The following is a 25,191-nucleotide window of genomic DNA, read 5'->3' on the forward strand; positions in this document are numbered from 1 at the left end:
ATGGCGGACGTGACCGTGATCGGTACCGGTGTGATCGGTTCGGGAGTGGTCAGGGCCTGTGCCGCGGCCGGCCTGGAGGTGGCGGTGTGGAACCGCACCGAGCGGCGCGCCCGGCAGGTGGCGGAGCTGAGCCCGCGCATCCGCGTCCACCCCACCGCGGCCGAGGCGATCCGCAGTTCCCCCGTCACCCTGCTGTGTCTGCTCAACTACCCGGTCACCCACCGCGTCCTGGAGGAAGCCGCCGCCGAGCTGGCCGGGCGGCTGGTCGTGCAGCACTCCAGCGGGGTGCCCGAGAGCGTCGGACCGCTCCAGAACCGGGTCACCGGCGCCGGGGGCCGCTTCATGGAGGCAGCCATCCTCAACTACCCGGACGCCATCGGCACCGACGCCTGCTTCACGGTGTACGGCGGGGCCCCGGAGGACTTCGCCGAGCTGGGCCCGGTGACCAAGGCGATGGCCGGCCAACAGGTGCGGCTGCACGACGAACCGCGCTACGCGAAGGCGTACCACGTCGTCGCCAGCGCCTTCTACTACGCGTTCGTCAGCGGCTTCCTGGAGTGCGCGGCGATCGCCGAGCACATCGGCGTCCCCCTGGGCGCGTTCGCCGACTCGGTGCCGCTGTACGACCCGGGCTTCGAGAACACCGTACGGGTCGGCCTCGACCTGATCGAGCGCCGTGACTACGCGTACGAACAGGCGCCACTGACCACCCACATCGACGTCCTGCAGAACCTGACCGGCGCGGCCGAGGACGCCGGCGTCGACGCCTCGTACCTCAGGACCCTGCGGGACCGGGTGCGCACCGCGCTGGAGCAGGGCCACCGGCGGGAGCACATCGCCATCCTCACCGAGCAGTTCCGCGCCCGCCGCGGCGCCGCCCCGCAGCCGGTGGAGGGCGCATGACGGGCGGGAGCCGCGCGGGGGAGGGGCCCGGTACCGGTGCGGTGGCGCTCTTCCGGCAGTGGGCGCGCGCGGTTCCCGGGCGCGACGCGCTCGTCCACCCCGGCGGCCGGTCGACGTACGCCGAACTGGCCTGCCGGGCCGGGGAGCTGGCCGCCGAGTTCCGCCGCGCCGGGGTCCGGCGAGGGGACACGGTCGGCGTGACGATGGAACGCTCACCCCTGCTGCCCGTCACGGTCCTCGCCCTCTGGACGGCGGGCGCCGCCTACGTACCGCTGCCCGCCTCGTACCCGGCGGCGCGCAACCGGGCGGTGCTGCACGAGGCCGCCGTCCGCACGGTGGTCACCGACCGGGAGCCGGACCCCGCCCTGCTGCCCCGGGCCGCGGGCGGCGAGGCCACCTGCGTACGGCTGTCCGGCACGACCCTGAGCGCTCCCGCGGCGCCCGCGCGCCCCGGCCCGCCCGAGGACGCGGCGGGCCCCGAGGACCTCGCCTACGTCCTGCACACCTCCGGCTCGTCGGGGGCGCCCAAGGGCGTACGGATACCGCACCGCGCGGTCGTCAGCCTCGCGCACGGACTCCAGCACGTCTACGGCGATCTTGAAGGGGCGCGCGTCCTGCAGTTCGCGCCGTTCACCTTCGACGTGTGGATCTGGGAACTCGCCATGAGCCTGCTCAGCGGCGGCACCCTCGTCGTCCCGCGCGCCGGCGTCCCCCTGCACGGCCCCGAACTGAGCCGCACCCTGCGGGAGCTGGACATCAGCCACCTCTCCGGCGCCGCCTCCCTGCTGGCCACCCTGCCGCAGGACGAACCGGTACCGGTCACCACCCTCACCTCCGGCGGCGAGCCGCTGCCCGAGTACCTCGTACGGCGCTGGGGCACCCGGGTGCGCCTGTTCAACGCGTACGGGCCGACCGAGGCCGGCGTCTGCGCCACCATGGGCCGCTGCCGCCCCGGGCAGGGCACCCCCGGCATCGGGCACCCGCTGCCCGGCGTCACCGTGCACCTCCTGGACGAGCGGGGAGCGGCCGTCCCGGACGGGGCGCCCGGCGAGGTCCACATCGGCGGCCCCGGCGTCGGACTGGGCTACCTGGACCGCCCGGAGGACACCCGCCGCCACTTCGTACCCGACCGCTTCGGCACGCTCCCCGGGCGCCTGCTCTACCGCACCGGCGACCTGGCCCGCCGCCTCCCGGACGGTTCCTACCTCTTCCTCGGGCGGATCGACGGCCAGCTCAACGTCCGCGGCTACCGCATCGAGCCCGGCGAGGTGGAGGCGGCCCTGTTGCGCCACCCGGACGTCAGCGCGGCGGCCGTGACCGCGACGCGCGGGGCGCCCGGCACCTCCGTACCACCGCTCCCCGGCAGCGCGCCGGCGGACGGCGGGACGGACCGGCTCACGGCGTACGTACAGGCCGTCCCCGGCGCCCCGGTCACCGCCGCCGGACTGCGCCGGCACCTGGCCGCGCTGCTGCCTTCCCACCTCGTCCCGTCCTCCTTCGTCCTCGTGGAACGGCTGCCGCTCACCGCGCACGGGAAGATCGACCGCAGCGCACTGGCCCCGCCGGCCGTGCGCCGGTGCGCCCCGGCGGCCGGGCGGAGCGCCGTGGCGTCCGGCCGGGAGCACGAGGTGGCCGAACTGGTGGCCGCGGTCCTGGGCCTGGACGACATCGCCCCCCACGACGACTTCGCCGACCTCGGCGCCACCTCGCTCGACATGATCCGCATCCAGGCGGCCGTCACCGCCCGCTGGGGCACGCGGCTCGGCGCGGCCGACCTGATGGACGCCCGTACCGTACGGCTGCTCACCGCGCTCCTCGACCGCACTCGCAACGGCGCGCGGGCCGCGGGCACCGTACCGCCCGGCGCCGGACGGGCCGCCGGGCACCCCCTGCCCGCCGTACGCACGGTGAAAGGCGGACTCCAGTGACCGCAGCGCACACCGGGGGAACGGCGGACGGCGCCGGCCCCGCCACCGGGCCCGGCCGTGACCCGCAGGCCGGCCCGGACCCCGCTCCCGAGACCGGCTTCGCCGTCGTCGGCATCGCCTGCCGCTTCCCCGGCGCCACCGGCCCGGAGGAGTTCTGGCGCCTGGTGTCCGAAGGACGGCGCGGCATCCAGGAACTGACACCTGAACAGCTCACCGAGGCGGGCGCCGACAGCACGCGCCTGGCCGACCCCGCGCTGATGCCCGCCGCGGGCATCCTGTGGGACGCCGACCGGTTCGACGCCGCCTTCTTCGGCTACTCCGCGCGCGAGACCGCCGTCATGGACCCCCAGCAGCGGATGTTCCTGGAAGCCGCCTGGCACGCGCTCGACGACACCGGCCACGACCCCGAACGGTTCCCCGGGACCGTCGGCGTCTACGCGGGCCAGACCGTGGGCACCCACCGCACCCCCGACAGCTCGGTCTTCCTCGGCACCTCCGCCGACCTGCTGATGGCCGCGGACGACAAGGACTTCCTGCCCACCCGCGCCGCCTACCAGCTCGGGCTGACCGGGCCCGCGTTCGCCGTGCAGTCGGCCTGCTCCACCTCGCTGGTCGCCGTGCACGTCGCCTGCCGCGCGCTGGCCGCCGGCGACTGCGACCTGGCGCTGGCCGGCGGCGTGTCCTGGTCGCCGTGGCGCCGGCAGGGCTACCTGCGCCGCGCGGGCGGCGTCTGGTCGGCCGACGGGTACGTACGCTGCTTCGACCGGGACGCCTCGGGCTTCGTGTCCGGCGACGGCCTGGGCGTGGTGGCCCTGCGCAGACTCGCCGACGCGCTCGCCGACGGCGACCGGATCCACGCCGTCGTCAAGGGCAGCGCCGTCACCAACGACGGCAACGACAAGCTCAGTTACGCCGCGCCCGGCATCCCCGGCCAGCAGGCCGTCATCGAGGCGGCGCTGCGGGACGCCGCCGTCGACCCGGACAGCGTCGGCTACGTCGAGACGCACGGCACCGCCACCGCGCTGGGCGACGCCATCGAGGTCGCCGCCCTGACCCGCGCCTACCGCGCGGCGGGCGCCACCGGCCGCGGCCGCGGCCGGCTGGGCTCGGTGAAGGCGAACATCGGCCACGCCGACGCCGCCGCCGGCGTGGCCGGCTTCATCAAGGCCGCCCTGATGGTCCGCCACGGGCGCATCCCCCCGTCACCGAACGGGGCGTTCCACCCCAACCCCGACATCGACTTCGCTGGCAGCCCGTTCGTGCCCGCCGTGGCGGGCGAGGACTGGCCGCTGACCTCCGTACCGCGCCGCGCCGCCGTCAGCGCCTTCGGCGTCGGCGGCACGAACGCGCACGTCATCCTCCAGGAACCGCCGCCGCCCCGGCCGCCCGCACCGGCCCGGCCCTGGCAGCTGCTGGCCTGGTCGGCGCGCGACGAGCGGGCGCTCGACGAGATGGCCGCCGCACACGCCCGTACGCTGCGCGGCCTGCGCGACGAGGAGTTCGCCGACTTCGCCCGTACGCTGGCCGTCGGACGGCGCCGGTTCGCCCGCCGCCGCGCCGTGGTCCTGCGCGACCGCGCCCACGCCCGCACACCGTCCGCCTTCCGTACGGAGCCGGCGTCCCGGACCGCCGAAGGGCACCCGGGCGAGGTGGCGTTCGTCTTCCCGGGCGGCGGCTCGCAGTACCCGGGGATGGGCCGGGAGCTGTACCGCGACGAACCCGTCTTCCGGGAGGCCGTCGACACCTGCCTGCGTCTGCTGCCCGACCGGCGGACGGCCCGGAGCCTGCGCGCCTGGTGGCCGTCCGCGCCCGGCGACGGCGCACCGGACGCCGACCCGGACCCGCGCGTCGCGATGCCCGCCGTCTTCATCACCGAAGTCGCCCTCGCCCGGCTGCTCGCCTCCTTCGGCGTCACACCCGCCGTCCTGATGGGCCACAGCCTCGGCGAGTACGCCGCCGCCCACCTCGCCGGAGTCCTGTCCCTGCCGGACGCGCTCACCCTCGTCAGCAGCAGGGGACGGCTGCTCTCCGGCGTCGGCGACGGCGCCATGCTGGTGGTCCGGGCCGACGCCCGCGACCTCGGCCCCTTCCTCGCGGACGGCGTCTGCCTCGCCGTCGTCAACGGCCCCGACGCCTGTGTCCTGTCCGGACCCGCGCCCGGCATCGAGTCGGCGCGCCGCCGCCTGACCGCGGACGGCACCGCCTGCCACCTCCTGCCGCTGGCCACCGCCGCGCACTCCGCCCTCGTCGAGCCGGTGCTCGGCGCGTTCCGCGAGGTGGTCGCGGGCATCACCCTCGGGCCGCCCGGCGTGCCGCTGATCTCCAACGTCACCGGCACCGCCGACGCCGACTTCACCGACCCCGAGTACTGGGTCGCCCACCTCAGGAACACCGTCCGCTTCGACCTGGGCCTGGCCTGCCTGCGCGAGCACGCCCCCCGCCTCCTGCTCGAAGCGGGGCCCGGCACCACCCTGACCACCCTGGCCCGCGCCCAGGGCCTCGACCGGGCCGTCCCCGTCATGCGGCACCCGCTGGAGGAGCGTGACGACCGCGAGGTGCTGCTGACGGCGCTCGCCCGTGCCTGGGAAGCGGGCGTCGACATCGAGCCGGCCGCGCTGTGGCCGTCGCCCGGGCCCCGGGTGCCCGCGGCGCCGTACCCCTTCGCGCCCACCCGCCACCGTCCGGCACCCGCCGCCGCGCCGGACCGGACGGCCGCGAGCGGCCCGTGGTACGGAGTCGCCTGGCAGCGCGACCTGGAACCGGAACCCACCGCTCCCGGCCCGGACGTCACCGGCCACCGCTGGGTGCTGCTGCACGACGGCACCCCGCCCGCCGACGCCCTGCGCCGCGAACTGACCGAACGCGGCGCCGCGCTGACCACCGTGGTGCCGGACGCCGGCCCCAGCCGGCACGGTCACGACCACGCCGGCGGCCGCACCGTCACCCTCGACCCCTGCGCCGCCGACCAGTACGCCAAGCTCATCGAGACGGCCGAGGGCGACCCGGGCCTGCCGCTGCGCATCGTCAGCACCTGGAACGGCGCGCCGTCGCACCCGGCCTGCCCGCCGCTGAGCGACCTCGCCGGACTGGCCCGCGCGCTCACCGCCCCGGCCGGCGCCGTCGAACTGTGCCTGGTCACCCGAGGCGCACTGGAAATCACCGGCAGCGAGGACCTGGACCCCTGGGCGGCGCTCCCGGTCGGCGCGGCGGGCGCGCTCCGCGCCGAACTGGGCGAGGCCGTGACCGTACGGGTGGTGGACACCGACGGACAGCGCACCGGTGACCCCGACGCGCCGCCCGCCCGCGCCCTCGCCCGCGGCCTCCTGCGGGAGTTCGCCCGGCCGGCCGCCACCGGCCCCGTAGGGCTGCGCGCCGGACGCCGCTGGGTGCGCCGCTTCCCGCCGCTGCCCGCACCGCCCGCCGCCCCCGCGACGGCGCTCAGGGACGGCGGGCGGTACCTGATCACCGGTGGTACGGGCGGTATCGGGCGGCTGCTGGCCGGCCACCTGCTGCGCCGGTACCACGCCCGGGTCGTCCTGCTCGGACGCGACCCGGACACGGCCCGCGCCACCGCGGCCGCACTGTCCGGCCTCCCCGGCGAACTCCTGGCCCGCGGCGCCGACATCACCGACGCCGTACGGACCCGGGAGGTACTGCGCGAGGCGCTGCGGCGGTTCGGCGGCCTGGACGGCGTCGTGCACGCGGCCGGCGTACCGGCCGGCGGCCTGGCCCAACTGCTCACGCCCGACGCGGTGTCCGAGGCGCTCGCGGCCAAGACGGCCGGCACGGTCAGCCTGTTCGACGCCCTCCGGGACACCGGCGCCGAACCCGGCTTCGTGCTCCTCTTCTCGTCCCTGGCGGCGTTCTCGCAGGCGCCCGGACTGGCCTGTTACGGCGCGGCCAACGCTTTCCTGGACACCTACGCACAGGCCGCCGCCCGTACGCCGGGCCCCGCGGTCCTCTCCGTGAACTGGGACCGCTGGAACGGCGTCGGCATGGGGCGGGAGGGCGCCCGGCGGCAGCGCGCGCTCGCCGGCGGCGCGCCGCTGGGCGGACTGGAACCGGACGACGCGATCGCCGCGTTCGAGGGCTGCCTCGGTGCGCTCTCCCTCGGCCAGGTCGTCGTCTCCGCGTTGCCTCCGGAGACCGTTGCCGTACCAGCCGTACCAGCCGTACCAGCCGCACCGCCTCCGGACGCTGCCGGCGCGCCGCCCGGCACGGACGGCGCCGAGTGGCGGCACGACGCCGGAACCCGGCCGGACGACGGGCCGCCCGGCTCCCCGGAGCCCACCGCCGACGCCGACGCCACCGCGTGGAGTCCCCTGGAACGCGAGGTCCTGCGCATCTGGCAGGACGTGCTCGGCAACGAGGAAGGCATCGGCCTGCACGACGACTTCTTCGCCCTGGGCGGGCACTCCCTGGCCGCCCTCCAGGTCGTCCAGCGCTGTCAGGACGCGTTCGGTGTGGACCTCTCCGTCAAGACGGTGTTCCTCGCGCCGACCGTCGCGCGCCTGGCCGCGGAACTGGACGCGGCCCGGGGCGGGACGGCGCCGCCGGGGCCGGACGGTTCCGCTTCCGGTACTCCGCGGCCGCACGACCCCGTCCCCGAGCGGAAGGACCCCGTATGACCGGCGTATCCGCCCGCGGACCCGCTCCGGGCCGTACCGACGCCTCCCGGTGGCTGCTGCGCCGGCGGGTGCTGCCGGACCCCGCGCTGCGGCTGCTCTGCTTCCCGCACGCCGGCGGTGCCGCGACCTTCTTCCACGGGTGGCAGGACCGGGTGCCGCCCGGTACCGAGGTGGGCGCGATCTGCTATCCGGGGCGGCAGAACCGGATCGCCGAGCCGCCGCTCACCTCCATGACCGAACTCGCCGACCGGATCCACGCGGCGCTGCGCGGACTGCTCGACCGCCCGCTGGCGCTCTTCGGGCACAGCATGGGCGCGATCGTCGCCTACGAGGTGGCCGTCCGGCTGGCCGAACGCGACGGCGTGACCCCGGCGGCGCTGCTGGTGTCCGGGCACGCCGCCCCGTACCTGTGCGCGGCGGGCGCGCCGCCGGAAACCGCCGCGGACGACCGGGAGATCGCCGCCCTCGCGGCGGCCGCCGACCCGGCCCTGCGCCATTCACCCGAACTGCTGGACCTGGTCATGCCGGTGCTGCGCGCGGACCACGCCCTGCTGCGCGCCTACCGCCCCGCCCGCACGCCCCGGCTGGCGGCACCGGTCGTCGCCTACCGGGGCGCGGACGACCCCCGCGCCACCGAGGACGACATGTGGTCCTGGCAGGCGATGACCCGCTCCGCCTTCCGCTACCGGACGCTGCCCGGCGACCACTTCTACCTGACCGAGGAGGAGGCCGGGCTGGTCGCCGACGTCGTCGAGGCGTGCGGCGGCGGGACAGAGGGTGCAAGTACGGGTACGGAGCAGGGCGCACCGGAAGGGAACGGGCGCGGTACGCAGGCCCCGGAAGCCGCCGGGCCGGACGTACCGCTGTTCGTCCGCCGCTCCCGCTCCTGCCCCTTCGACCCGGCGGAGGACTTCGCGCGGCTGCGCGCGGAACAGCCGGTGGTCCGTACGACGCTGCCGACCGGAGCCCGCGCCTGGCTGGTCACCCGCTACGCCGACGCCCGCCGCGTCATCAGCGACCAGCGGCGCTTCAGCTCCCGTGCCGCCGTGAACGGCCCGGTGCCGCCCCCGGAACCGCCCGAAGGGTTCCCGCCACCGCGGCCGGGCGTCTTCTACACGTACGGGCCTGAGGAGCACGCGCGCATCCGCAGGATGCTCACCCCGGAGTTCAGCGCCCAGCGCGCCCGCGCCCTGGAACCGCGCGCGCAGGAACTGGCCGACCGGCACCTCGACGCCATCGAACGCGCAGGCCCGCCCGCCGACCTGATCGCCGGATTCGCCCTGCCGGTACCCCGGTTGCTGTTCCTGGAACTGCTGGGCGTACCCGTGCGGGACGCCGGGCGGCTCCACCACGACCTCGCCCTCCTGCACGACTTCCACCCCGTCCACGCAGCGCAGGCAGGCGCGTTCCGCCGCCTCGACACCTACCTGCGGGCGCTGGTCGAGGAGGTCCGCGCGGCGCCCGGCGACCACGTCCTCGGCCACCTGGCCACCGCGCACGGCACGGAGCTGGACGACTCCGAACTGGCCGGCATCGCCTGTCAGTTGCTGCTGGCCGGCTACGCGACGATCAGCGGCACGCTGGGGCTGTCCCTGCTCGCGCTCCTCCTCGACCCCGAGCAGGCGGCGCTGGTGCGCGACGGGCGGGCGCGGCCCGCCGGGGCGGCCGAGGAACTGATCCGCCACCTGTCGGTGGTGGCCTTCGGCAAGGTCTTCCAGACGACGGAGGACGTCACGATCGCCGGCCAGGACATCGCCGCCGGCGAGTACGTCCTGTGCTCCCTGCCCTCCGCCAACCGCGACGAGGACCTGGCCGACGGCCTGGACCGGCTCGACGTCACCCGCGAACCACCGCACCACCTGGCCCTCGGCCACGGTGCGCACCACTGCCTCGGCGCCGAACTGGCCCGTATGGAACTGCGGGTCTGCCTCCCCCGCGTCCTGCGGCGGCTGCCGGGCCTCCGCCTGCGCGTGCCCCTCGGCGAACTGCGCTTCACGCCGCTGAACGCCGCGTACGGGGTGGAGTCCCTGCCGGTGGACTGGTGAACGCTGGCCGGCCCGCCCGTACGGCGCAGCCCTCCGTGCCAGGCGGGCGACGGAGGGCTGCGGGGCCGGTACGGCCGGGAAACGTGGTGGGTCCGGGCGGCGAGCGGTCAGCGCACCCAGTGGTGGTAGAAGTGCTTGTGCTTCGCCAGATCGGTGACCTTCGAGTGCGAGGCGTAGCCGGTCTCGCCGATGGTGACGCCGTCCGGTCCGCCGGCGTTCACGCCTTCCGCATAGGCGGCGTGGTGATGGCTGGCGGAGTGGTAGTGCAGATGCTTGCCGCCGCCGCCGGCGGGGGCGGCTGCCGCGGGGGTGGCGGCGAGGAACCCGGCGGCGATGATGCCGATGGCGGTTATCGCGGTGCGACGCATGCTCTCTCCTCGGGGAGGGGATGTTTGAGACGACTCTCACCCGCCCCGGGAGGCGCCGCACGCGGGGGCTGGCGAACGGGTTGCGCGGGCGGTGCTACCGCTGCGTACGGTGACGGCCCGGACGGAGGGCCGCGTGCGCTCCCGAGAGGCTACGAAGGCCCGCCCACGCTGATGCCAGGTCCTTCGGGAGGGGCGTCCCGGTCGTGCGGCTTCAGTTCGATCTCGATGCGGTGGGTGCTCTCGCGGGACAGCGCCCCGCCGGCCTCCGCGGTGACCACACCGATGCGCAGGCCGCCCCTGCCGGAGCCCTCACGGCGGACCTGTACGGCGAACTCCACGTTGACGCGGTCCACCAGGAACCGGAGCCTGCTGCGCTCGCCCTCGCGCTGCGCCGTTTCGAGCTCCTCGCGGATACGGCCGATCACCTCGGCCAGACCGGCGGTCTCCGCCCCCTCGCCGCCGCCCCGCCCGTCCGGCCCGCCGTTCGTGCCCATCACGGCCCTTTCGTCACACAGCGGGGAGCGATTGTCACTGCCCGCGGCTATGGTTCAGGAGTATGAGGGAGCTCGGGGGAACTTCCAACTACTACTCAGGCGACGGATGTTGGCGGGTTCGGCTGTTCCAGGGGGAGCGCCGGGACGCACCACCGCTCGGCGCGGGCGTGCTGCTGCCCGACGGCCTGGTGCTCACCTGCGCGCATGTCGTCCTGGCCGCCCGCCGGACCGGCACGGGCGGCGGCCGGCCGGTGCCGCTGACCGACGTGTGCGCGGAGTTTCCCGGTGCCCTGCCCGCGGTGCCGCGCCCGGTGGCGGCCGAGGTGCTCACTCCTCATCTCTGGCCGCCCACCGGCCAGTTCAGCGCGGACATCGCGCTGCTGCGGCTGGCCGAGCAGCCACCGGTGGAGCCCGCCGTACTGCACCGGCAGATCCCGGCGCGGGGTGAGCAGGTGCACACCGTCGGCTATCCGAAGGACCTGCCGGGCGGCGAGCACATCACCGCCCGGCTCATGGGACGCGGCGGACCGGGCCGCTTCCCGGAGTGGGTGCAGCTCGATCCGGAGACGGCGCCCTATGTGGTCCGGCACGGCTTCAGCGGCAGCGGCGTGGTCCACGACCGTACGGGGTGCGTCATCGGCATCCTGGTGTACCAGTACGGCACGGCGCAGTTCCCCGTGCCCTCCAGCCACGCGTACATGATCCCGGCCGAGACGGTCCTGGGGCGCCTGGCCGACGAGAAGATCAAGCTGCGCGCCACCGGAGCCCGCGCCGTCTCGGGCTCCATCCGGATCGTCCCCGGCGCGGCCGACCCGGACCGGGCGCTCGGGCTGCGCCGCTGGATCGCCCGCTGGCTCGGCGACGGGGGCCCGGCCGCGGGCCCGGTCACCGGCAGAGTCACGGTCAGGGGCACGGGCCGGGGGACCGGCGCGGGGCGTGCCACCGGCACCGGCGGCCGGACCGGCGCGGGCAGCGACCGGTACACCGGCGCGCGGTGGACGGCGCCGGGCCCGGACGGCAGCCGTGGCGGGCCCGGCCAGGGGCGCGGCCGCCCGGAGGGAGTCGCGGAACCCGTCGAGCTGGCCTTCGTCGCCGACGACGACGCGGCGGCCCGCTCCGTCCTGCATTCCGCGCTCGTCCTGGCCGACCGTGAGCGCGGCCCGTGGTCGCTGCGGCGTGGCCGTACGGCCGGACCGCAGGCGGGCTCGATCGACCTCGCCCTGGAAGCCACGGGCTGGACGGCCGAGCGGCTGGTCCGCCGTACCGCGGCCCGGGCCGGCGTGCCCGAGGCGACGGCACCGGCCGACACCGTCGCCGCCATGACCGCGCGGATCGCCGAGCAGGCCCCGCCGCTGTCCGCCGCCCTGCTCAGCCTCGACCGCGTCCGGTCGGCCGACGGACCGGTCATGTCGCTGCTGCACGCGCTGCTGGCGCGCGGCCACAGCCGGCTCCTGCTGGTCTTCCGTGACCAGCGCTCGCCCCTGCTGGCCCGCGTCGTCGGCGAACTCCTCGACGAGGGCTGGGCGGACCGCCGCGAGAAGGCCGTCGCCGCGCGCCTGACCGTACTGGCCGGCCTGGAGGACCAGCACCGGCGGTCGCGGACCGGGCGGACGGCGGCCGGCGACGGCTACGAGCCGGTCCAGCCCCGGCTGGCCGGCAGGCTGGCGGCGCTGCGCCAGGGCGGCACCCTGCGCAACAGCGCGAGCGCCGCGTACGAACTGTTCCGGATCGGCATCGACGCCGAGGAGGCCCTGCAGCGCCTGGACCGGCCCCGTGCCCCGCGGGGCTACGTCGTCCTCCCGCCGGGCGACGGACTGACCGACCTGCCGCACGTCACCGTCGGCGACCCGGAGGCCCTGGTCGGGCCGGAGCCGCCGCCCGGCCCGCCCCCGCCCGCACGCCGGCCCGGCCTCGTCCGCGGCCAGCTGCTGCACCAGCAGTACGAGGTCGTCGGCCGCCTCGGCCAGGGCACTTACGGGCAGGTCTACCTCGCCCGCGACCGGATGCTCGCCGGCCGGCCGGTGGCCCTCAAAGGGGTGCACGACCCCGACGACGCGCAGGCGGTGCAGAACGCCGTGCAGGAGCGCCTGCGGCTGGTCGGCCTCAACCATCCGTCGATCATCAAGGTCTTCAACTACGCCAGGGAAGAGGGCGCTTCGGAGCACAAGCTCAGCTTCATCGTCATGGAGTTCGCCGACGGAGCGCCGCTGCGCTGGATCGCCGGACAGATCGAGAAGCGCGTCGCGCCCTTCCACGACCACCGGGTGTACGAATTCATCGCGGCCTACGGGCTGCTCGTCCTGGACGCGCTCACCTACCTCCACGAGGAGTGCGGACTGGTCTACGGCGACCTCTCCCTCACCAACGTGATCCACTGCGGCGCCGGCATCAAGCTCGTCGACGTGGCCGGCGTCCGGCCGATCGGCACCTCGGGCCCCGTGACGTATCCGGCGCCCGAGGTGCACGGCGCCGCCGGCATGACCGTCGCGGCCGACCTGTACGCGGCCGGCGCCGTGCTGGAGGAACTGGTCGCCCGGGTGCCCGAGGCGCCCCCCGGGCTCGGCACCCGGTCGCTGCTGAAGGTGCTCAGCCGCGCCACGGCCGAGCTGCCGGAAGAGCGCTTCGCCACCGCCCGGGAGATGTCCGTCCAGCTCCGCGGCGTCCTGCGGGAGCTGCGCTCGCTGCGGCTCGGCGAGGAGGCGCCCTTCGAACTCTCGGCGCTCTTCGCCCCGGCGCCCGCGGCCCTCGACGGCGAACTGGGCACGGCGCCGCCGCTCGGCCAGTGGCGGACCGGCGGCAACGTCAAGCGGAAGCTGACCGCGGAGCCGCCGGCCGCCGCCGAGGTCGCCCTCGGCCTGCCGGTCCCCAGGCCGAGCGTCGCCGACGGCAACTGGACCGAGCTGCACCGCACCTCCTACGACGACCCGGTCGGCCTGCTCCAGCTCAGCGACGCGTGGAAGGAGTCCCCGGAGAAGGCGCTGCTGCACTGCCGGCTCCACCTGGAGATCGCCCGTGACCACCCGGAGGAGGCCGTCGCGGAGCGGGCCGCCGCCGCGGCGGAGCTGGCCCGGGCCCGTACGGCCGTCGGCGAGCTCGCCGACGTCGACTGGCGGCTGCACTGGCACGAAGGGCTGCTGCACCTCGTGCACGGCCGGGTGGCCGCCGCGCGGGCCTGCTTCGACCTGGTCTACGAGGCGATCCCGGGGGAGTACGCACCGAAACTGGCCCTCGGTTACTGCCACGAGGCCGAGCGGGATCCGAAGGAGGCCATGGCCCTGTACGGAGCGGTGTGGCACCGCAACCACGCCCTCGGCAGCGCCGCCTTCGGCCTGGCCCGTATCCACCTCGCCACCGGCAAGCCCCAGCTCGCCCTCGACTGCCTCGAAGCCGTCCCCGCCGACTCACGGCACCGCACCGCCGCCCGTACGGCCATGGTCCGCATCCTCGCGGCCCCGCCGGCCGGCGGCGGCGCGCCCACCGTGGCCGCGGCCCGGCAGGCCTGGGTGGCGCTGCACCGGCTCACCCGGAAAGAGGGCCTGACCGACCGGCACGCCCAGGACCGGCTCCGCGCCGACCTCCAGGAACTGCTGCTCCTGCTCGTGACGGCCGCGCCCGCCGGCGCCGGCACCGACCCGTTGCGCGCCTTCTGCGCGGATCCGGACCTCCAGGCCGAGAAGATCCCCGCCCCGCCGACGGAGCGCGTCCTGCGCGAAGAGCTCGCCGCCTGCTACCGGCGGCTCCTGGACCAGATGCCGCCCGCCGAACGGATCCGGGACCGGGCCCTGGCCGAAGCGCTGCTCGACAACTCCTACCACACCCGCCCCTTCGGTTTCTGGCACCAGCGCGGCGACCAGCGCCCCCGCCGGCTGGGCCGCCGCAAGCGGGCCCAGGCGAACGGCGGGGACCTCCGGACGTACGAGGACATCGCCCCCGAGGGGGAGAGGTGAACCGGGAGCGGCCCGGGGCGCCGCGGGGCCGGTGGCGGCCGGTGCGTGCGCTGTGGCGCTGGTCGGCCGGCCGCGACGCGGCAGGCGCGCTGAAGCCCACCGGGAAATTCCTGTTCAGCCGGATGGTGCTGCTGCCCGCCGTCATGTTCACGGTGCTCGCGCTCGCGGGGACGGCGTACTTCGACGTCCACGGCCGTACGGAGGAACTGCGCGACCGCTACGCCCCCGCGCTGGTCGAACTCGCCCACGCCCGGGTGTCGCTGATCCTCGCGCAGCAGGAGGCCGAGCAGCGGCTCGGCACCGGCGGCCGTGAGCCCCTGCGGCAGGCGGACCTCGTCGGACTCGGCGAGCGGTATCCGGCCCTGGTGACCGAGGCGGCGCAGAGCCTGAACAACGTCGTGCAGACCCGCGCGCTGAGCCGGGCGCAGGAACAGGTGGTCCGTGTGGTGTCCGGCCTGGTGACCGCCTACGACGGCTGGATCGGCTGGGCCGACAGCCACCACGACAGCCGGCCGCTGCGCAGGGCGGGCATGGACTACGCGACGGACCTGCTGCGCACCGGCCCGACCTCCGTACTCGACCGCATCACCGGCCTGGAGAAGGACCTGCGCACCGCCGTGACCGCACTGTCGGACCGGCGCACCATGCTCGCCGTCTCGGCGTCGGCCGCGCTGCCGGCCACGCTCCTCCTCGCCTTCGTCCTCGTCGGCCTGCTCGACTACGTACGCGCCCGCCTGCGCATCCGCAGCCCGCTGCTGGTGCTGTACGTACTGCCCGTCCTGCTGGTGCTCGCGGTGCTGTCGTCCGGCGCCGGCGCGCAGCAGCGGGCCCAGCGCGACGTGGAGCGCGCCGCGTACCGGCTCGGGCAGATCACCGTGCCCCGCCCGGCCGGCGACGGCACGGAGCGGGCCGGCACACCGCGCGGCCCCGACACCGCGATCGAACGGGAGGACGCCGCACTCGCCGGGAAGCTGCGCGGCACCCACCCGGGCGGCTGGGAGCTGGCCTCCGTGCTGGCCCTGGCCGTCGGCGCGGCGGGCGCCGTGGCGTGCGGCTTCACGCTTCGCCGGTACGGCCGGGAACACTGGAAGATCGACTGGGGGAAGGCATGAGAGGCACCCGTCGGCTGCTGCGCCCCGCGCTGGCCTGCTGCCTGCTGCTGACGACCGCGCTGGCGCCGCTGGGCTGCTCCGCGCAGGAGGACCGGACGGTGGTGGTCCTCGGCCCGTGGACGGACGGGGAGGAGACCCCGTTCGTCGACATGCTCAAGGACATCGGCAGACGGACGGGGCGGTCGTACGAGTACGAGGGCACCCGCTCCCTGCGGGAGACCCTGACGGCCCAGCTGCGCACCAAGACACCACCCGACGTGGCGGTCCTCAACGGTCTGGGCGAGCTGGCCGAGTACGCGCGGGACGGCGACGCCAAGGCGCTGAAGGAGGACGTGGCGGGCTCGGCGCTGGGGCCGTGGTCGCAGCAGATCACGCTGGAGGAGCCGACGGGGGAGCTGCGGCGCCATGCGTACTGGGTGCCGATCCGGGTGGACCTCAAGAGCATCGTCTGGAGCCGCCCCGGTGACCGCAAGGCGGCCGGGCACCCCCGCTGGTGCCTGGGCATGGCGTCCGGCCCCACGTCCGGCTGGCCGGGCACGGACTGGATCGAGGACCTGCTGCTGCAGAAGTTCGGCCCGGCCGTGTACGAGGACTGGGCCACCGGCGGCCTGCCGTGGACCAGCGAGGAGGTGCGGCGGTCCTGGCAGGCGTGGCGCGACGTGCTCGCCAAGGAGGGGCCCAAAGCGCCGGAGAAGGCGATATCCACCCAGTTCGAGAGCCTGGGCGGCGGCCGGTACGGCCTGCTGAACACCGGCCGGTGCACCCTGGAGCACCAGGGCTCCTTCATCCGCCGGCACTACGGCGACGACGTGCTGCCGGCGCCCACCCGCACGTTCGTCCCCGGGCTGCCGGCCGACCTCAAGGCGTTCGAGGTCTCCGGCGACATGGCGGCCGTCTTCCGCCCGAGCGACGCCGCCTGGGACCTGCTGCGCGAACTGACCTCGCGCCCGGCCCGCGACGTGTGGGCCGCGAAGGCGGCCCCGGGGGCGCGGCCCTTCTTCCCCGGCGGGAGTACGGGCCGGGGCCGGCTCTCGGCGAGCACCGCCGCGGTACAGAAGCTCTTCCGGTCGGCGGACAAGATCTGTTTCGACGCGTCCGACGCCATGCCGTCGACCCTGCGCGGAGCGTTCCAGCGGGCCGTACTGGAGTTCTTGCAGAACCCGCAGGACGCCCGGCTCCTCGAAACCCTGCTGACGCAGCTGGAGGCCGAGCGGCGGACGCAGGACCGGGCCGGGGCTTTCGCGCTGGACCACCTGTGCGGCGATCCCCGTGACTGACGGCGGGGACGGCGGTTGACGGCGGCCGGCGGCGCCGCGCGGTGCCCGTCTGCGCGTCCTGCGCAGTTGGACCCCGGTACCGGCGGTTCCGGCCGGCGCGCACAGCGGACGCCGGGCCGGGGACACGGCCGAACGAGATCCCCCGTAGTGATCCACATCACCGGTGGGGCCGGTACCGATGCGGCAGGGCTCGCGTTTTCTTCGTACCATTCACGTGTTTGCCGAGGGAAATGGTGCGGTCAGTGCAGGAGCGGGCGGTCAAGACCCGGGAAGCTATTCTCCGGGCGGCTTCCGAGGTGTTCGACGAGTTCGGATTCAGCGGCGCGAGTGTCAGCAAGATCATGAAGCGGGCGGGGGTCACCCAGGGCGGGATGTACTTCCACTTCCCGTCCAAGGAAGCCCTGGCGCACGCCGTGATGATCGAACAGGGCGAGGGGCTGGAGATGCCGCCCGGTGAGGACGGCCTCCAGCGGCTGATCGACATCACGCTGTACCTCGCCGGGCAGCTCCAGACCAACCCGGCGCTGCGGGCCGGAGTACGGCTGGCGATCGAGCAGGGCGAGTTCGGCGTCCAGGACGACGCCCCGTACCAGTACTGGGTGCAGGAGTTCGCCGGACAGCTGCGCGCCGCCCGGGACAGGGGCGAGCTGCTGGCGGACGTGGACGTGGACGACCTGGCCTGGATGCTGGTCAGCTCCTACTCCGGTACCCAGCTGCTGTCGCAGATCTCGACCGGCCGGGCCGACCTGCACCGGCGGATCATCACCCTGTGGCGGTACCTGCTGCCGGGGATCGCCGCGCCCGGCATCAGGCCGCTGCTCACCTTCACGTACCAGGACGACCCGGTCGCCTGACCGCGGGCCCCTCCGGCCGTCCCCGCACCGCCGAGCCCGTCCCGGCCGTCCCTCATGTGAGGCCGCTGAGCATCACGCCCCTGATGTAGTACTTCTGGAGCAGCAGGAACAGCAGCAGCACCGGCAGCACGCTCAGCATGAGCCCGGCCATCATCACGGGCACCATGCTGTTGGGGTCCAGGTAGCTCTGCAAGGTCTGGATGCCCACCGGCAGCGTCATCAGCCGCGGATTCGCGGTCGACACCAGCAGGGCCCAGATGTACTCGTTCCAGGCGCCCACGAAGGTGAGCAGCGCCAGGGTCACGGCCACCGGCCTGGTCTGCGGTACCACGATGCGCCACCACACCGTGAACTCCCCGGCGCCGTCGATCCGGGCCGCCTCCAGCATCTCGTCCGGCACGGACACGATGAACTGCCGCATCAGGAAGATCCCGAACCCGGACACCAGGAATGGCATGACCAGCGCGGCGAGGCTGACCGTCAGCCCCGCGCCGCCGTCGCCGAGCAGGCCGTTGCCGCCCGCCAGCGGCCAGTGCACCAGGATCAGGAAGTGCGGGATGAAGAAGACGAACGGCGGGAACATCATCGTCGCGAGCACCAGCCGGAAGATCAGGTCGCGGCCGGGGAAGCGCAGCTTGGCCAGGGCGTAGCCCGCCAGTGAGGACGTCAGCAGCACCGAGCCGGTGATCACGGCGGTGGCGACCACGCTGTTGCGGAACAGCAGCGGCAGGTCCAGCCGGACGAACGCCTCCCGGTAGTTGGACAGCTCGAAGGCCTCCGGAAGGAAGCGGTACGGCAGCCTGCCGTATTCACCGGGCCCCTTGAACGAGGTCAGCAGCATGTCGAGGAACGGTACGACCGTCACCACCGCGCCCACCCCCACCAGCAGGTACGACAGCCACGGGAAACGCCTGCGCCGTCTCACCCGTCCGCTCCCTTCCGCCGGAACAGCCACAGCTGCACCAGAGTGATCAGCAGGATCAGCACGAACAGCACCAGGGCCGCGGCGCTCGCCGCCCCCCAGTCCCCGTAGGTGAACGCCCGCTGGTACATCTCCAGGGCGGCCACGGCGGTCGCGTCGCCCGGACCGCCGTCGCCGGTCATCACGATGATCAGCGCGAACGACTGGAGCCCGGTGATGAACTGGGTCACGCACACGAACAGCAGCGACGGCCGCAGCAGCGGCAACGTGATGCGGGTGAAGACGGTGAACTGCCCGGCCCCGTCCAGCTCCGCCGCCTCGTAATAGGAGTGCGGGATCGCCTTCAGCCCCGCGGTCAGGACGAGGATCGCGGAGCCGAGCGAGGCCCACGCCTGGACCACCACGATCGACGGCAGCGCCGTCGCCGGGTCCTGGAGGAAGGCCACGGAGCGCAGGCCGAGCGCGTTGAGCACCCCGTTGACCAGGCCGCCCGGCTCGTACATGTACTTCCACACATTGCCGACCGCGACCACGGTCGTGACGATCGGCAGGAAGTACAGCGTCCGCCACAGCCCCTGGAAGCGCAGGTTGGTGATGCAGTGCGCGACCAGCACGGCACCGCCCAGCGCCAGCACCACGGTGCCCAGCGCGTACAGCAGCGTGTTGCTCAGGACCGGCGTCAGGAAGGACGAGCCGCGGGCGAAGAGGGCGGCGAAGTTGTCCGTGCCCACCGGCCGTAGGTCGGCGAGGTCGAAGCCCGCCCAGTGCGACAGCGACAGCAGCACCGCGAACAGCAGCGGCAGGACGAGGAAGACCGCGAAGAAGAGCAGGCTGGGGGCGAGGAAGAGGTAGCCGACGACGGTCTGCCGGCGGCGGCGCCGGTGGACGGCGGAGCGGGCGCGGCTCCCGGCCGTACGTACGCCCCGCCCGCCGTCCTCGTAGCCGCGGCTCCCGGTGTCCGCGCCGCCTCTCCCGCCGTCCCCGTCCGTGCTTCCGACCGTCGTCGCCATGCAGCACCAGCCTTTCGGACGGGCGGACCGGCGGATGCGGGGCCGCGGGGCGGGGGGAGCGGTCAGCGGGCGAGTTCCTGGTCGACCTGGCGTACGGCGTTGCGTACCGCGTCGTCCGGTGTGCGGCCGCCGGTCCACAGCTCCTCGATGTTCTTGCGCAGCAGCGCCTTGGCCTTCTGCGCGCGCGGCCCGTTCGGCTCCGGCGTGGCGTAGTCCAGCGCGTCGACGAACGGGCCCAGGTTCGGATCGCCGCCACCGGCGGCCAGCAGGCCCCGCATGTCGCGGGGACGGCCGGTCATGGTGCCGACCGACATCTGCAGGACACTCATCCGGGTGGCGCGCACCGCGGCGCCCCGGCCCGCCCGCGGCCCGGCCGGCACCAGCTCGTCGTTCAGCCAGCGCAGGAACTCCCACGCCTCGCGCGGATGCCGGCTCTGGGCGTTGACGCCGAGCAGGAAGCCGGTGGTGACCGTGCCCCGGTTGCCGGGCGCGGGCCCCGGCACCGGCGCCACCGCGACATCGCGGTAGTCCCGGCCCATCGTCTGCCGCAGGCTGCCGGTCCACCAGGCACCGCTGACCGCCAGCGCCACCCGGCCCGCGGGGAAGGCTTTCATCAGGTCGACGCCGGGGTCGCTCGCGCCCCGGTCGATCAGCCGCCGTTCCAGCGCGAAGACGGCCCGGCCGGCGGGGGAGCCGAGGGCGCTGCGCGAGCCGTCCGCGTGAAGGAACGATCCGCCACGCGAGGCGAGCAGCGCCAGGGTCTGGTTCACCACGGTCGCGTCGTCGGTCCGCGACAGCCCGAAGCCCTGCACCAGCGTGTTGCCGTGCCGGTCGCGCCGCGCGGTCCGGTACGCGGCCTCCTCCAGCTCCCGCCAGGTGCGCGGCGGCCCGGCCAGCCCGGCCGCCCGCAGCAGCCGCTGGTTGCAGTACAGCGCGTAGGGCTGCACCTCCGTGGGATAGCCGATGACCCGGCCGCGCACCGAGGCCGCCCGGACCGCGGCGCGGGCGAAGCCGCGGGTGATCCGTTCGGCGTCCTCGGGCGGGGCCGGGCGCACCACCCCGGCCTGCGCCAGCTGCCCGGCCCACAGGCTGTACGGGTGGATGATGTCCGCGCCCTGCCCGGCGGCCTGCCGGACCATCAGGGTGGTCAGCAGGTCCTGGAAGCGGACCGCCGTCGTCCGTACGTGCACCCGGTCGTGTCCGGCGTTCCAGGTGTCCACCGCCCGTTGCAGCGCCGACTTCAGGGGCTCGGTCGCATAGTGCGACAGCAGCGTCAGCACGACCGGGTCGCCGGGGCGGCCGCTCCCGCTCCGGCCGGGGGCGCCGCAGCCCGCCGCCGTCACCGCCGCTCCGGCCAGTCCCGCCAGCACCCGGCGCCGCCTCATGGCCGTACCTCCCGCCGTAGGACCTGGAACGTACGGGTCGTGACGAACCCCGCCGACCGGTACAGCCGCCCGGCCGGGCTCCGCTCGCCCGTCCACAGGAACCACGCCCCGTGCGCGCCCGCCGCCCGTATCCGCTCCAGCGTCAGGTGCAGCAGCACCGTGCCCAGCCCGGTGCCGCGCTGGTCCGCCCGCACCCCGAACGGCCCGAACCGCTCGGCCGGCCCCTCGTACGCCCCGTGCATCGCCCAGCCCACGACCTGGCCCGAGGGGTCGTGGGCCGTCACGATGCGGTCCATGGGCGCGCCGCGGTCCAGGGCGCGCCGGATGGCGTAGGGCCAGTCCGGACCGAACTCCTGTCCGGCCAGCCGCAACAGCCCCACCAGGTCGTCGTCGCGCGGCGTGCCGAAACGGTAGCCCCCGGCGGCCAGCGCGGCGGCCCGCTCGCGCACCGCGTCGGGCACCCGGTAGCCGACCAGGGCGCGGTCCATCGCGACCGCTTCGAGCCGGGGCCGGAAGCCCAGCGCCGTCAGCAGCCGCGCGGCCTCCGGGTAGGCGTCCCGGTCCAGGCCGGGCAGGAAGTAGTGCGGGGTGTACGCGGCGAAGTCGACGCGGGTGCGGCCGTGCCCGGCGAGCCAGTCGAGCACCCCGGTGAGCAGCCGGCGCCCCAGCCCGCCGCGGCGGACAGCCGGGTCCACGAAGAAGAACGGCACCCACCCCTGCTCCGGCTCCAGGTCCTCCCCGGCCACCGCGACGGTCCGGCGCACCCCGTACGCGGCCCCGACCACCTCCCCGTCCCGCACGGCCACCCGCAGGCCCGCCGGATCGAAGTTCGGGTCGAGCAGGACACAGCGGCGGAAGCGCTCGGGAGTCACCGGGTCGTACGGAGCACTGCGCGCCCACGCCGCGACGAGCGAGGCGCCGTCCCCGGCGGCGAAGTCCCGCACGCGGACGGGGACGCCGGGTGCGGACGCGTTGGGTACGGACGTGCCGGGTGCGGGCCTGTCGGCCGCAGACGTGCCGGGCGCGGGCGTACCGGTTACGGGCGTACCGCCGGCCCCCTCCGCGGCCTCCCGTCCGTCCCGTCCGTCCCGTCCGTCCGACCCCTCCCGCCGACCCGCGACGCCCGTCACCGGCCCGGTCACCGCACCCGCCCCGCGCTCGTGCCCGCGTCGTCCATCGGCGTCCTCTCGTCCACGTCCCGTACGAGCCGGCAGGGCCATGGTCCCCGCCTTCCGTACAGGCTCCAACACCTTGGGCACCACCGCCTTCAGGACGTGCGCGCCGACGGCGAACGGCCGCCGTCAATCCCCCGATCGGGCCCGCTCACCCTCCGCTCAGCCGCACCTCCCGCTCCACCAGGTGCCAGTGCCAGGGCACGCCCCCGGCTCCCGGGACCAGGACGAAACGCTTCTTGCCCGCCATGCTCTCCCCCCATGAGCGCAGCGGCCCGGACCGTCCCGATGACGTCCCGGGCCCACCACCGCATCATGCCGCAGGGGTCTGACAACGGCCGTCGCTCAGGGCGTGACCTGGATCTTCCGCCCCTGCCCCGCCTTGAAGCGGTCCATCGCCTCCAGGTACCGGTCCAGGGGCAGCCGGTCGCTGATGAAGACCTCCGGGTCCAGGACGCCCGCGGCGAAGAGTTCGGCGGCCCGTTCGTAGCTGTGCAGGACCGCCATGGAACCGGTGATGGTGATCTCCTGGTTGTAGATCCGGTACGGCTCGATCACGGCGCGCGCCGCGTAGTCGGAGACGCCGAACTGGAGGAACGTCCCGCCCTTGCCGACCCGGCCCAGCGCGTCCTGGATGGCCCGCTCGTTGCCGGTGGCGTCGATGACCACGTCCCAGCCGCGCGGCCGGTCCAGCTCGTCGGCGGAGGCCGCCGCGTTCCCGCAGCCGAGCTGCCGCGCGGTGGCCAGCCGCTGCGGATTGACGTCGATCATGTCGACGCCCGCCGCCCCGGTGCGCTTGGCCAGCTCCAGCATCATCAGGCCCATCGTCCCGGAGCCGTAGATCAGCACATGGGTGCCGAGCTGCTGGGAGCGCAGGATGTCGTAGCCCCGTACGGCGCAGGAGAGCGGCTCGATGAGCGCCGCGTCCTCGGTCCGTACGTGCTCGGGCAGCTTGACGCAGTTCGCGGCCGGCGCGACGGCGAACTCGGCGGCGCCGCCCGCCGTGGTCACCCCGATGGCGGCCCACCGTTCGCACAGGTTGTTGCGGCCGATGCGGCAGTAGTGGCACGCGTAGCAGTACAGGGACGGGTCGACGGCCACCCGGTCGCCCTCCGCCAGTCCGGTGACCCCGGCGCCGGTGGCGACGACCGTACCGGCGAACTCGTGCCCGGGCACGACGGGCAGCGTGGGCGCGAACTCGCCCTGGAGGATGTGCAGATCGGTGCCGCACAGCCCGCAGCCCGCGACGGAGACGACGACCTCCCCGGGCCCGGGCGCCGGATCGTCGACGGTGGTGATCTCGACCCGGCCCGGGGCGCTGATGACGGCGGCCTTCATTTCACGGCTCCTAGGGAGAGGCCCTGGACGAGCTTGTCCTGGGCGGCGAACCCGGCGGCGAGCACCGGCAGGGAGATGACGGTGGCGGCGGCGCACACCTTCGCCAGGAACAGGCCCTGGCTGGTCACGAACCCGGTCAGGAAGACCGGTGAGGTGCCGGCGACGATGCCGGTGAGCACCCGGGCGAACAGCAGCTCGTTCCAGCTGAAGATGAACGAGATCAGCGCGGTGGCCGCGATGCCGGGCAGCGCGACCGGCGCGACGATGCGTACCAGCGTCGTCGGCAGCCCGGCGCCGTCGATGGAGGCCGCCTCCAGCATCTCCACCGGCACCTCGGCCAGGAAGGACCGCATCATCCACACCGCGATCGGCAGGTTCATCGAGGTGTAGAGGATGACGAGCAGCCAGATGCTGTCCAGCATCCGGGTGTTCTGGGCGATCAGGTAGACCGGCAGCAGCCCGGCCACCAGCGGCAGCATCTTGGTGGACAGGAAGAAGAAGAGCACGTCGCTCCACTTGCGCACCGGCTTGATGGACAGCGCGTACGCCGCCGGGACGGCGAGCACCAGCACCAGCAGGGTGGACGCCACCGAGGCCGTCAGCGAGTTGATCAGCGGCGGCCAGGGGCTGACGCCGGTGCCCGCGCCGAAGAACGCGCGGTAGCCGTCCAGCGTCAGCCCGGCACCGACGCCCGGCGGGTTGGTGGCCGCGTCCGCCTCGCTGTGCAAGGAGGTGAGCACCATCCACGCCACCGGCAGGAAGAAGGCGATGCCGCAGAGCCAGGCGGCCAGGCCCAGCAGGCTCCCGGTGCGCCGCCGGCGCCGTACGGCGGGCGCGGCGGCCCGTACCGTGCTCGCGCTCATCGGGTGACCTCCTCACGGAGCAGGGACGAGACGGTGCGCAGCGCGAAGGTCGCCACCAGCAGGGAGCAGACGACGACCACGACGCCTTGCGCGGAGGCCCGCCCGTAGTCATGGGCCTGGTAGAAGGTCTGGTAGAGGGTGTACGGGAGGTTGGCCGTGCCCAGGCCGCCCGAGGTGATGGTGAACACCGCGTCGAAGTTCTGCACCACGTAAACGGTGCCGAGCAGCGCGGCCAGCTCCAGGTAGCGGCGCAGGTGGGGGAGGGTGAGGTAGCGGAACACGTCGAAGGCGGAGGCGCCGTCGACCCGGGCCGCCTCGACCGCGTCGGCGGGCCTGCTCTGCAGCCCGGCCAGCAGGATCAGCATCATGAACGGTGTCCACTGCCAGATCAGCGCCACCTCGACCGCCGCCAGCGGCGAGGCCGTCATCCAGTCCGGCTGCGGCGGGTCCGCGCTGCCGAACAGCGCCCATATCCACGTCAGCGTGCCGTTGATCAGCCCGTACGAAGCGTTGTACAGCGCGTGCTTCCACAGCAGCGCGGCGGCCACCGGCACCACCAGGAACGGGGTGATCAGCATCGTACGGACGACGCCGCGCCCCCAGAACGTGCGGTCCAGCAGCAACGCGAGGCCCAGGCCCAGCACCAGGCTGACCAGGACGACGGTCACGGTCAGCAGGACCGTGGTCCAGATGGCCGAACGCATCGCCGGGTCGGTGAAGACGGCCTTGTAGTTGTCGAGGGCGGCGAATCCGCGGTTGTCGGGTGCCAGCGCGTTCCACCGGGTGAAGGAGATGACGACGGTGGCGACGAAGGGCAGCTGGGTCACCACCACCAGGAAGACCAGGGCGGGCAGCAGCGGGGCGCGCCGGGCCCAGCCCGCTGCACGCCGGGCCGTACGGACACCCCCGCGCGGCCGCGCGGCACTCTCGGGCCGGCGTGTGCCG

General features: G+C 74.7%; 17 protein-coding genes. 8 read left to right on the plus strand and 9 right to left on the minus strand.

Translation table 11 applies throughout. The annotated features are described in order from the left end of the window. The 4 genes from AB0L45_RS33315 to AB0L45_RS33330 are packed head-to-tail and all read left to right on the plus strand — an operon-like array spanning position 1 to position 9,504. Entirely contained in the window at positions 1-903 is a 903-nt protein-coding gene (locus tag AB0L45_RS33315) for an NAD(P)-binding domain-containing protein (protein ID WP_365846709.1), read from the plus strand. After that, on the plus strand, positions 900-2,831 hold the full coding sequence (locus AB0L45_RS33320) for a non-ribosomal peptide synthetase (protein WP_365846711.1): 1,932 nt from the start codon (positions 900-902) through the stop codon (positions 2,829-2,831). The genes AB0L45_RS33315 and AB0L45_RS33320 overlap by 4 nt, the downstream gene beginning before the upstream one ends. Further along, positions 2,828-7,459 (plus strand): SDR family NAD(P)-dependent oxidoreductase, encoded by a 4,632-nt coding sequence (locus AB0L45_RS33325; RefSeq protein WP_365846713.1) that lies wholly within the window; start codon positions 2,828-2,830, stop codon positions 7,457-7,459. Before AB0L45_RS33320 ends, AB0L45_RS33325 begins: the two co-directional genes overlap by 4 nt. Further along, positions 7,456-9,504: a cytochrome P450 gene (locus AB0L45_RS33330; protein ID WP_365846715.1), complete on the plus strand. Its 2,049-nt coding sequence runs from the start codon at positions 7,456-7,458 to the stop codon at positions 9,502-9,504. Before AB0L45_RS33325 ends, AB0L45_RS33330 begins: the two co-directional genes overlap by 4 nt. A 107-nt stretch (positions 9,505-9,611) precedes the next feature. Here AB0L45_RS33330 and AB0L45_RS33335 read toward each other — a convergent pair whose 3' ends face one another. Beyond that, positions 9,612-9,872 (minus strand): hypothetical protein, encoded by a 261-nt coding sequence (locus AB0L45_RS33335; protein ID WP_365846717.1) that lies wholly within the window; start codon positions 9,870-9,872, stop codon positions 9,612-9,614. Between the two features lie 149 nt (positions 9,873-10,021). Further along, positions 10,022-10,366 (minus strand): trypco2 family protein, encoded by a 345-nt coding sequence (locus AB0L45_RS33340; RefSeq protein WP_365846782.1) that lies wholly within the window; start codon positions 10,364-10,366, stop codon positions 10,022-10,024. A 167-nt stretch (positions 10,367-10,533) separates the two neighbouring features. On the opposite strand from AB0L45_RS33340, the gene AB0L45_RS33345 reads away from it, so the two are divergent. From AB0L45_RS33345 to AB0L45_RS33360, 4 genes are all read left to right on the plus strand, one after another. Next, positions 10,534-14,313, plus strand: coding sequence for a tetratricopeptide repeat protein (locus AB0L45_RS33345; protein ID WP_365846719.1), 3,780 nt, complete (start codon positions 10,534-10,536; stop codon positions 14,311-14,313). A 41-nt stretch (positions 14,314-14,354) separates the two neighbouring features. After that, complete coding sequence (locus AB0L45_RS33350; RefSeq protein ID WP_365846721.1) at positions 14,355-15,425, plus strand: hypothetical protein; 1,071 nt, start codon at positions 14,355-14,357, stop codon at positions 15,423-15,425. Further along, positions 15,422-16,702: a hypothetical protein gene (locus AB0L45_RS33355; RefSeq protein ID WP_365846723.1), complete on the plus strand. Its 1,281-nt coding sequence runs from the start codon at positions 15,422-15,424 to the stop codon at positions 16,700-16,702. The genes AB0L45_RS33350 and AB0L45_RS33355 overlap by 4 nt, the downstream gene beginning before the upstream one ends. Before the next feature lie 230 nt (positions 16,703-16,932). After that, positions 16,933-17,556 carry a ScbR family autoregulator-binding transcription factor gene (locus tag AB0L45_RS33360; protein WP_365846725.1) on the plus strand — a complete coding sequence of 208 codons (624 nt, stop codon included), beginning with the start codon at positions 16,933-16,935 and terminating at the stop codon, positions 17,554-17,556. A gap of 52 nt (positions 17,557-17,608) precedes the next feature. Here the strand turns inward: AB0L45_RS33360 and AB0L45_RS33365 are convergent, their stop codons facing one another. From AB0L45_RS33365 to AB0L45_RS33395, 7 genes are all read right to left on the minus strand, one after another. Further along, on the minus strand, positions 17,609-18,481 hold the full coding sequence (locus AB0L45_RS33365; protein WP_365846727.1) for a carbohydrate ABC transporter permease: 873 nt from the start codon (positions 18,479-18,481) through the stop codon (positions 17,609-17,611). Continuing rightward, positions 18,478-19,488 (minus strand): sugar ABC transporter permease, encoded by a 1,011-nt coding sequence (locus AB0L45_RS33370; protein WP_365846729.1) that lies wholly within the window; start codon positions 19,486-19,488, stop codon positions 18,478-18,480. The genes AB0L45_RS33365 and AB0L45_RS33370 overlap by 4 nt, the downstream gene beginning before the upstream one ends. Before the next feature lie 62 nt (positions 19,489-19,550). Beyond that, on the minus strand, positions 19,551-20,873 hold the full coding sequence (locus AB0L45_RS33375; protein ID WP_365846731.1) for an extracellular solute-binding protein: 1,323 nt from the start codon (positions 20,871-20,873) through the stop codon (positions 19,551-19,553). After that, positions 20,870-21,817: a GNAT family N-acetyltransferase gene (locus AB0L45_RS33380; RefSeq protein WP_365846733.1), complete on the minus strand. Its 948-nt coding sequence runs from the start codon at positions 21,815-21,817 to the stop codon at positions 20,870-20,872. The genes AB0L45_RS33375 and AB0L45_RS33380 overlap by 4 nt, the downstream gene beginning before the upstream one ends. 573 nt (positions 21,818-22,390) lie before the next feature. Then, entirely contained in the window at positions 22,391-23,383 is a 993-nt protein-coding gene (locus tag AB0L45_RS33385) for a zinc-dependent alcohol dehydrogenase family protein (protein ID WP_365846735.1), read from the minus strand. Then, complete coding sequence (locus tag AB0L45_RS33390) at positions 23,380-24,246, minus strand: carbohydrate ABC transporter permease (RefSeq protein WP_365846737.1); 867 nt, start codon at positions 24,244-24,246, stop codon at positions 23,380-23,382. Before AB0L45_RS33390 ends, AB0L45_RS33385 begins: the two co-directional genes overlap by 4 nt. Next, positions 24,243-25,103 carry a sugar ABC transporter permease gene (locus AB0L45_RS33395; protein ID WP_365846784.1) on the minus strand — a complete coding sequence of 287 codons (861 nt, stop codon included), beginning with the start codon at positions 25,101-25,103 and terminating at the stop codon, positions 24,243-24,245. The genes AB0L45_RS33390 and AB0L45_RS33395 overlap by 4 nt, the downstream gene beginning before the upstream one ends. Between the last annotated feature and the right edge of the window lie 88 nt (positions 25,104-25,191).

Origin of the sequence: Streptomyces sp. NPDC052496 (assembly GCF_040679095.1) — a bacterium.
Classification (GTDB): domain Bacteria; phylum Actinomycetota; class Actinomycetes; order Streptomycetales; family Streptomycetaceae; genus Streptomyces.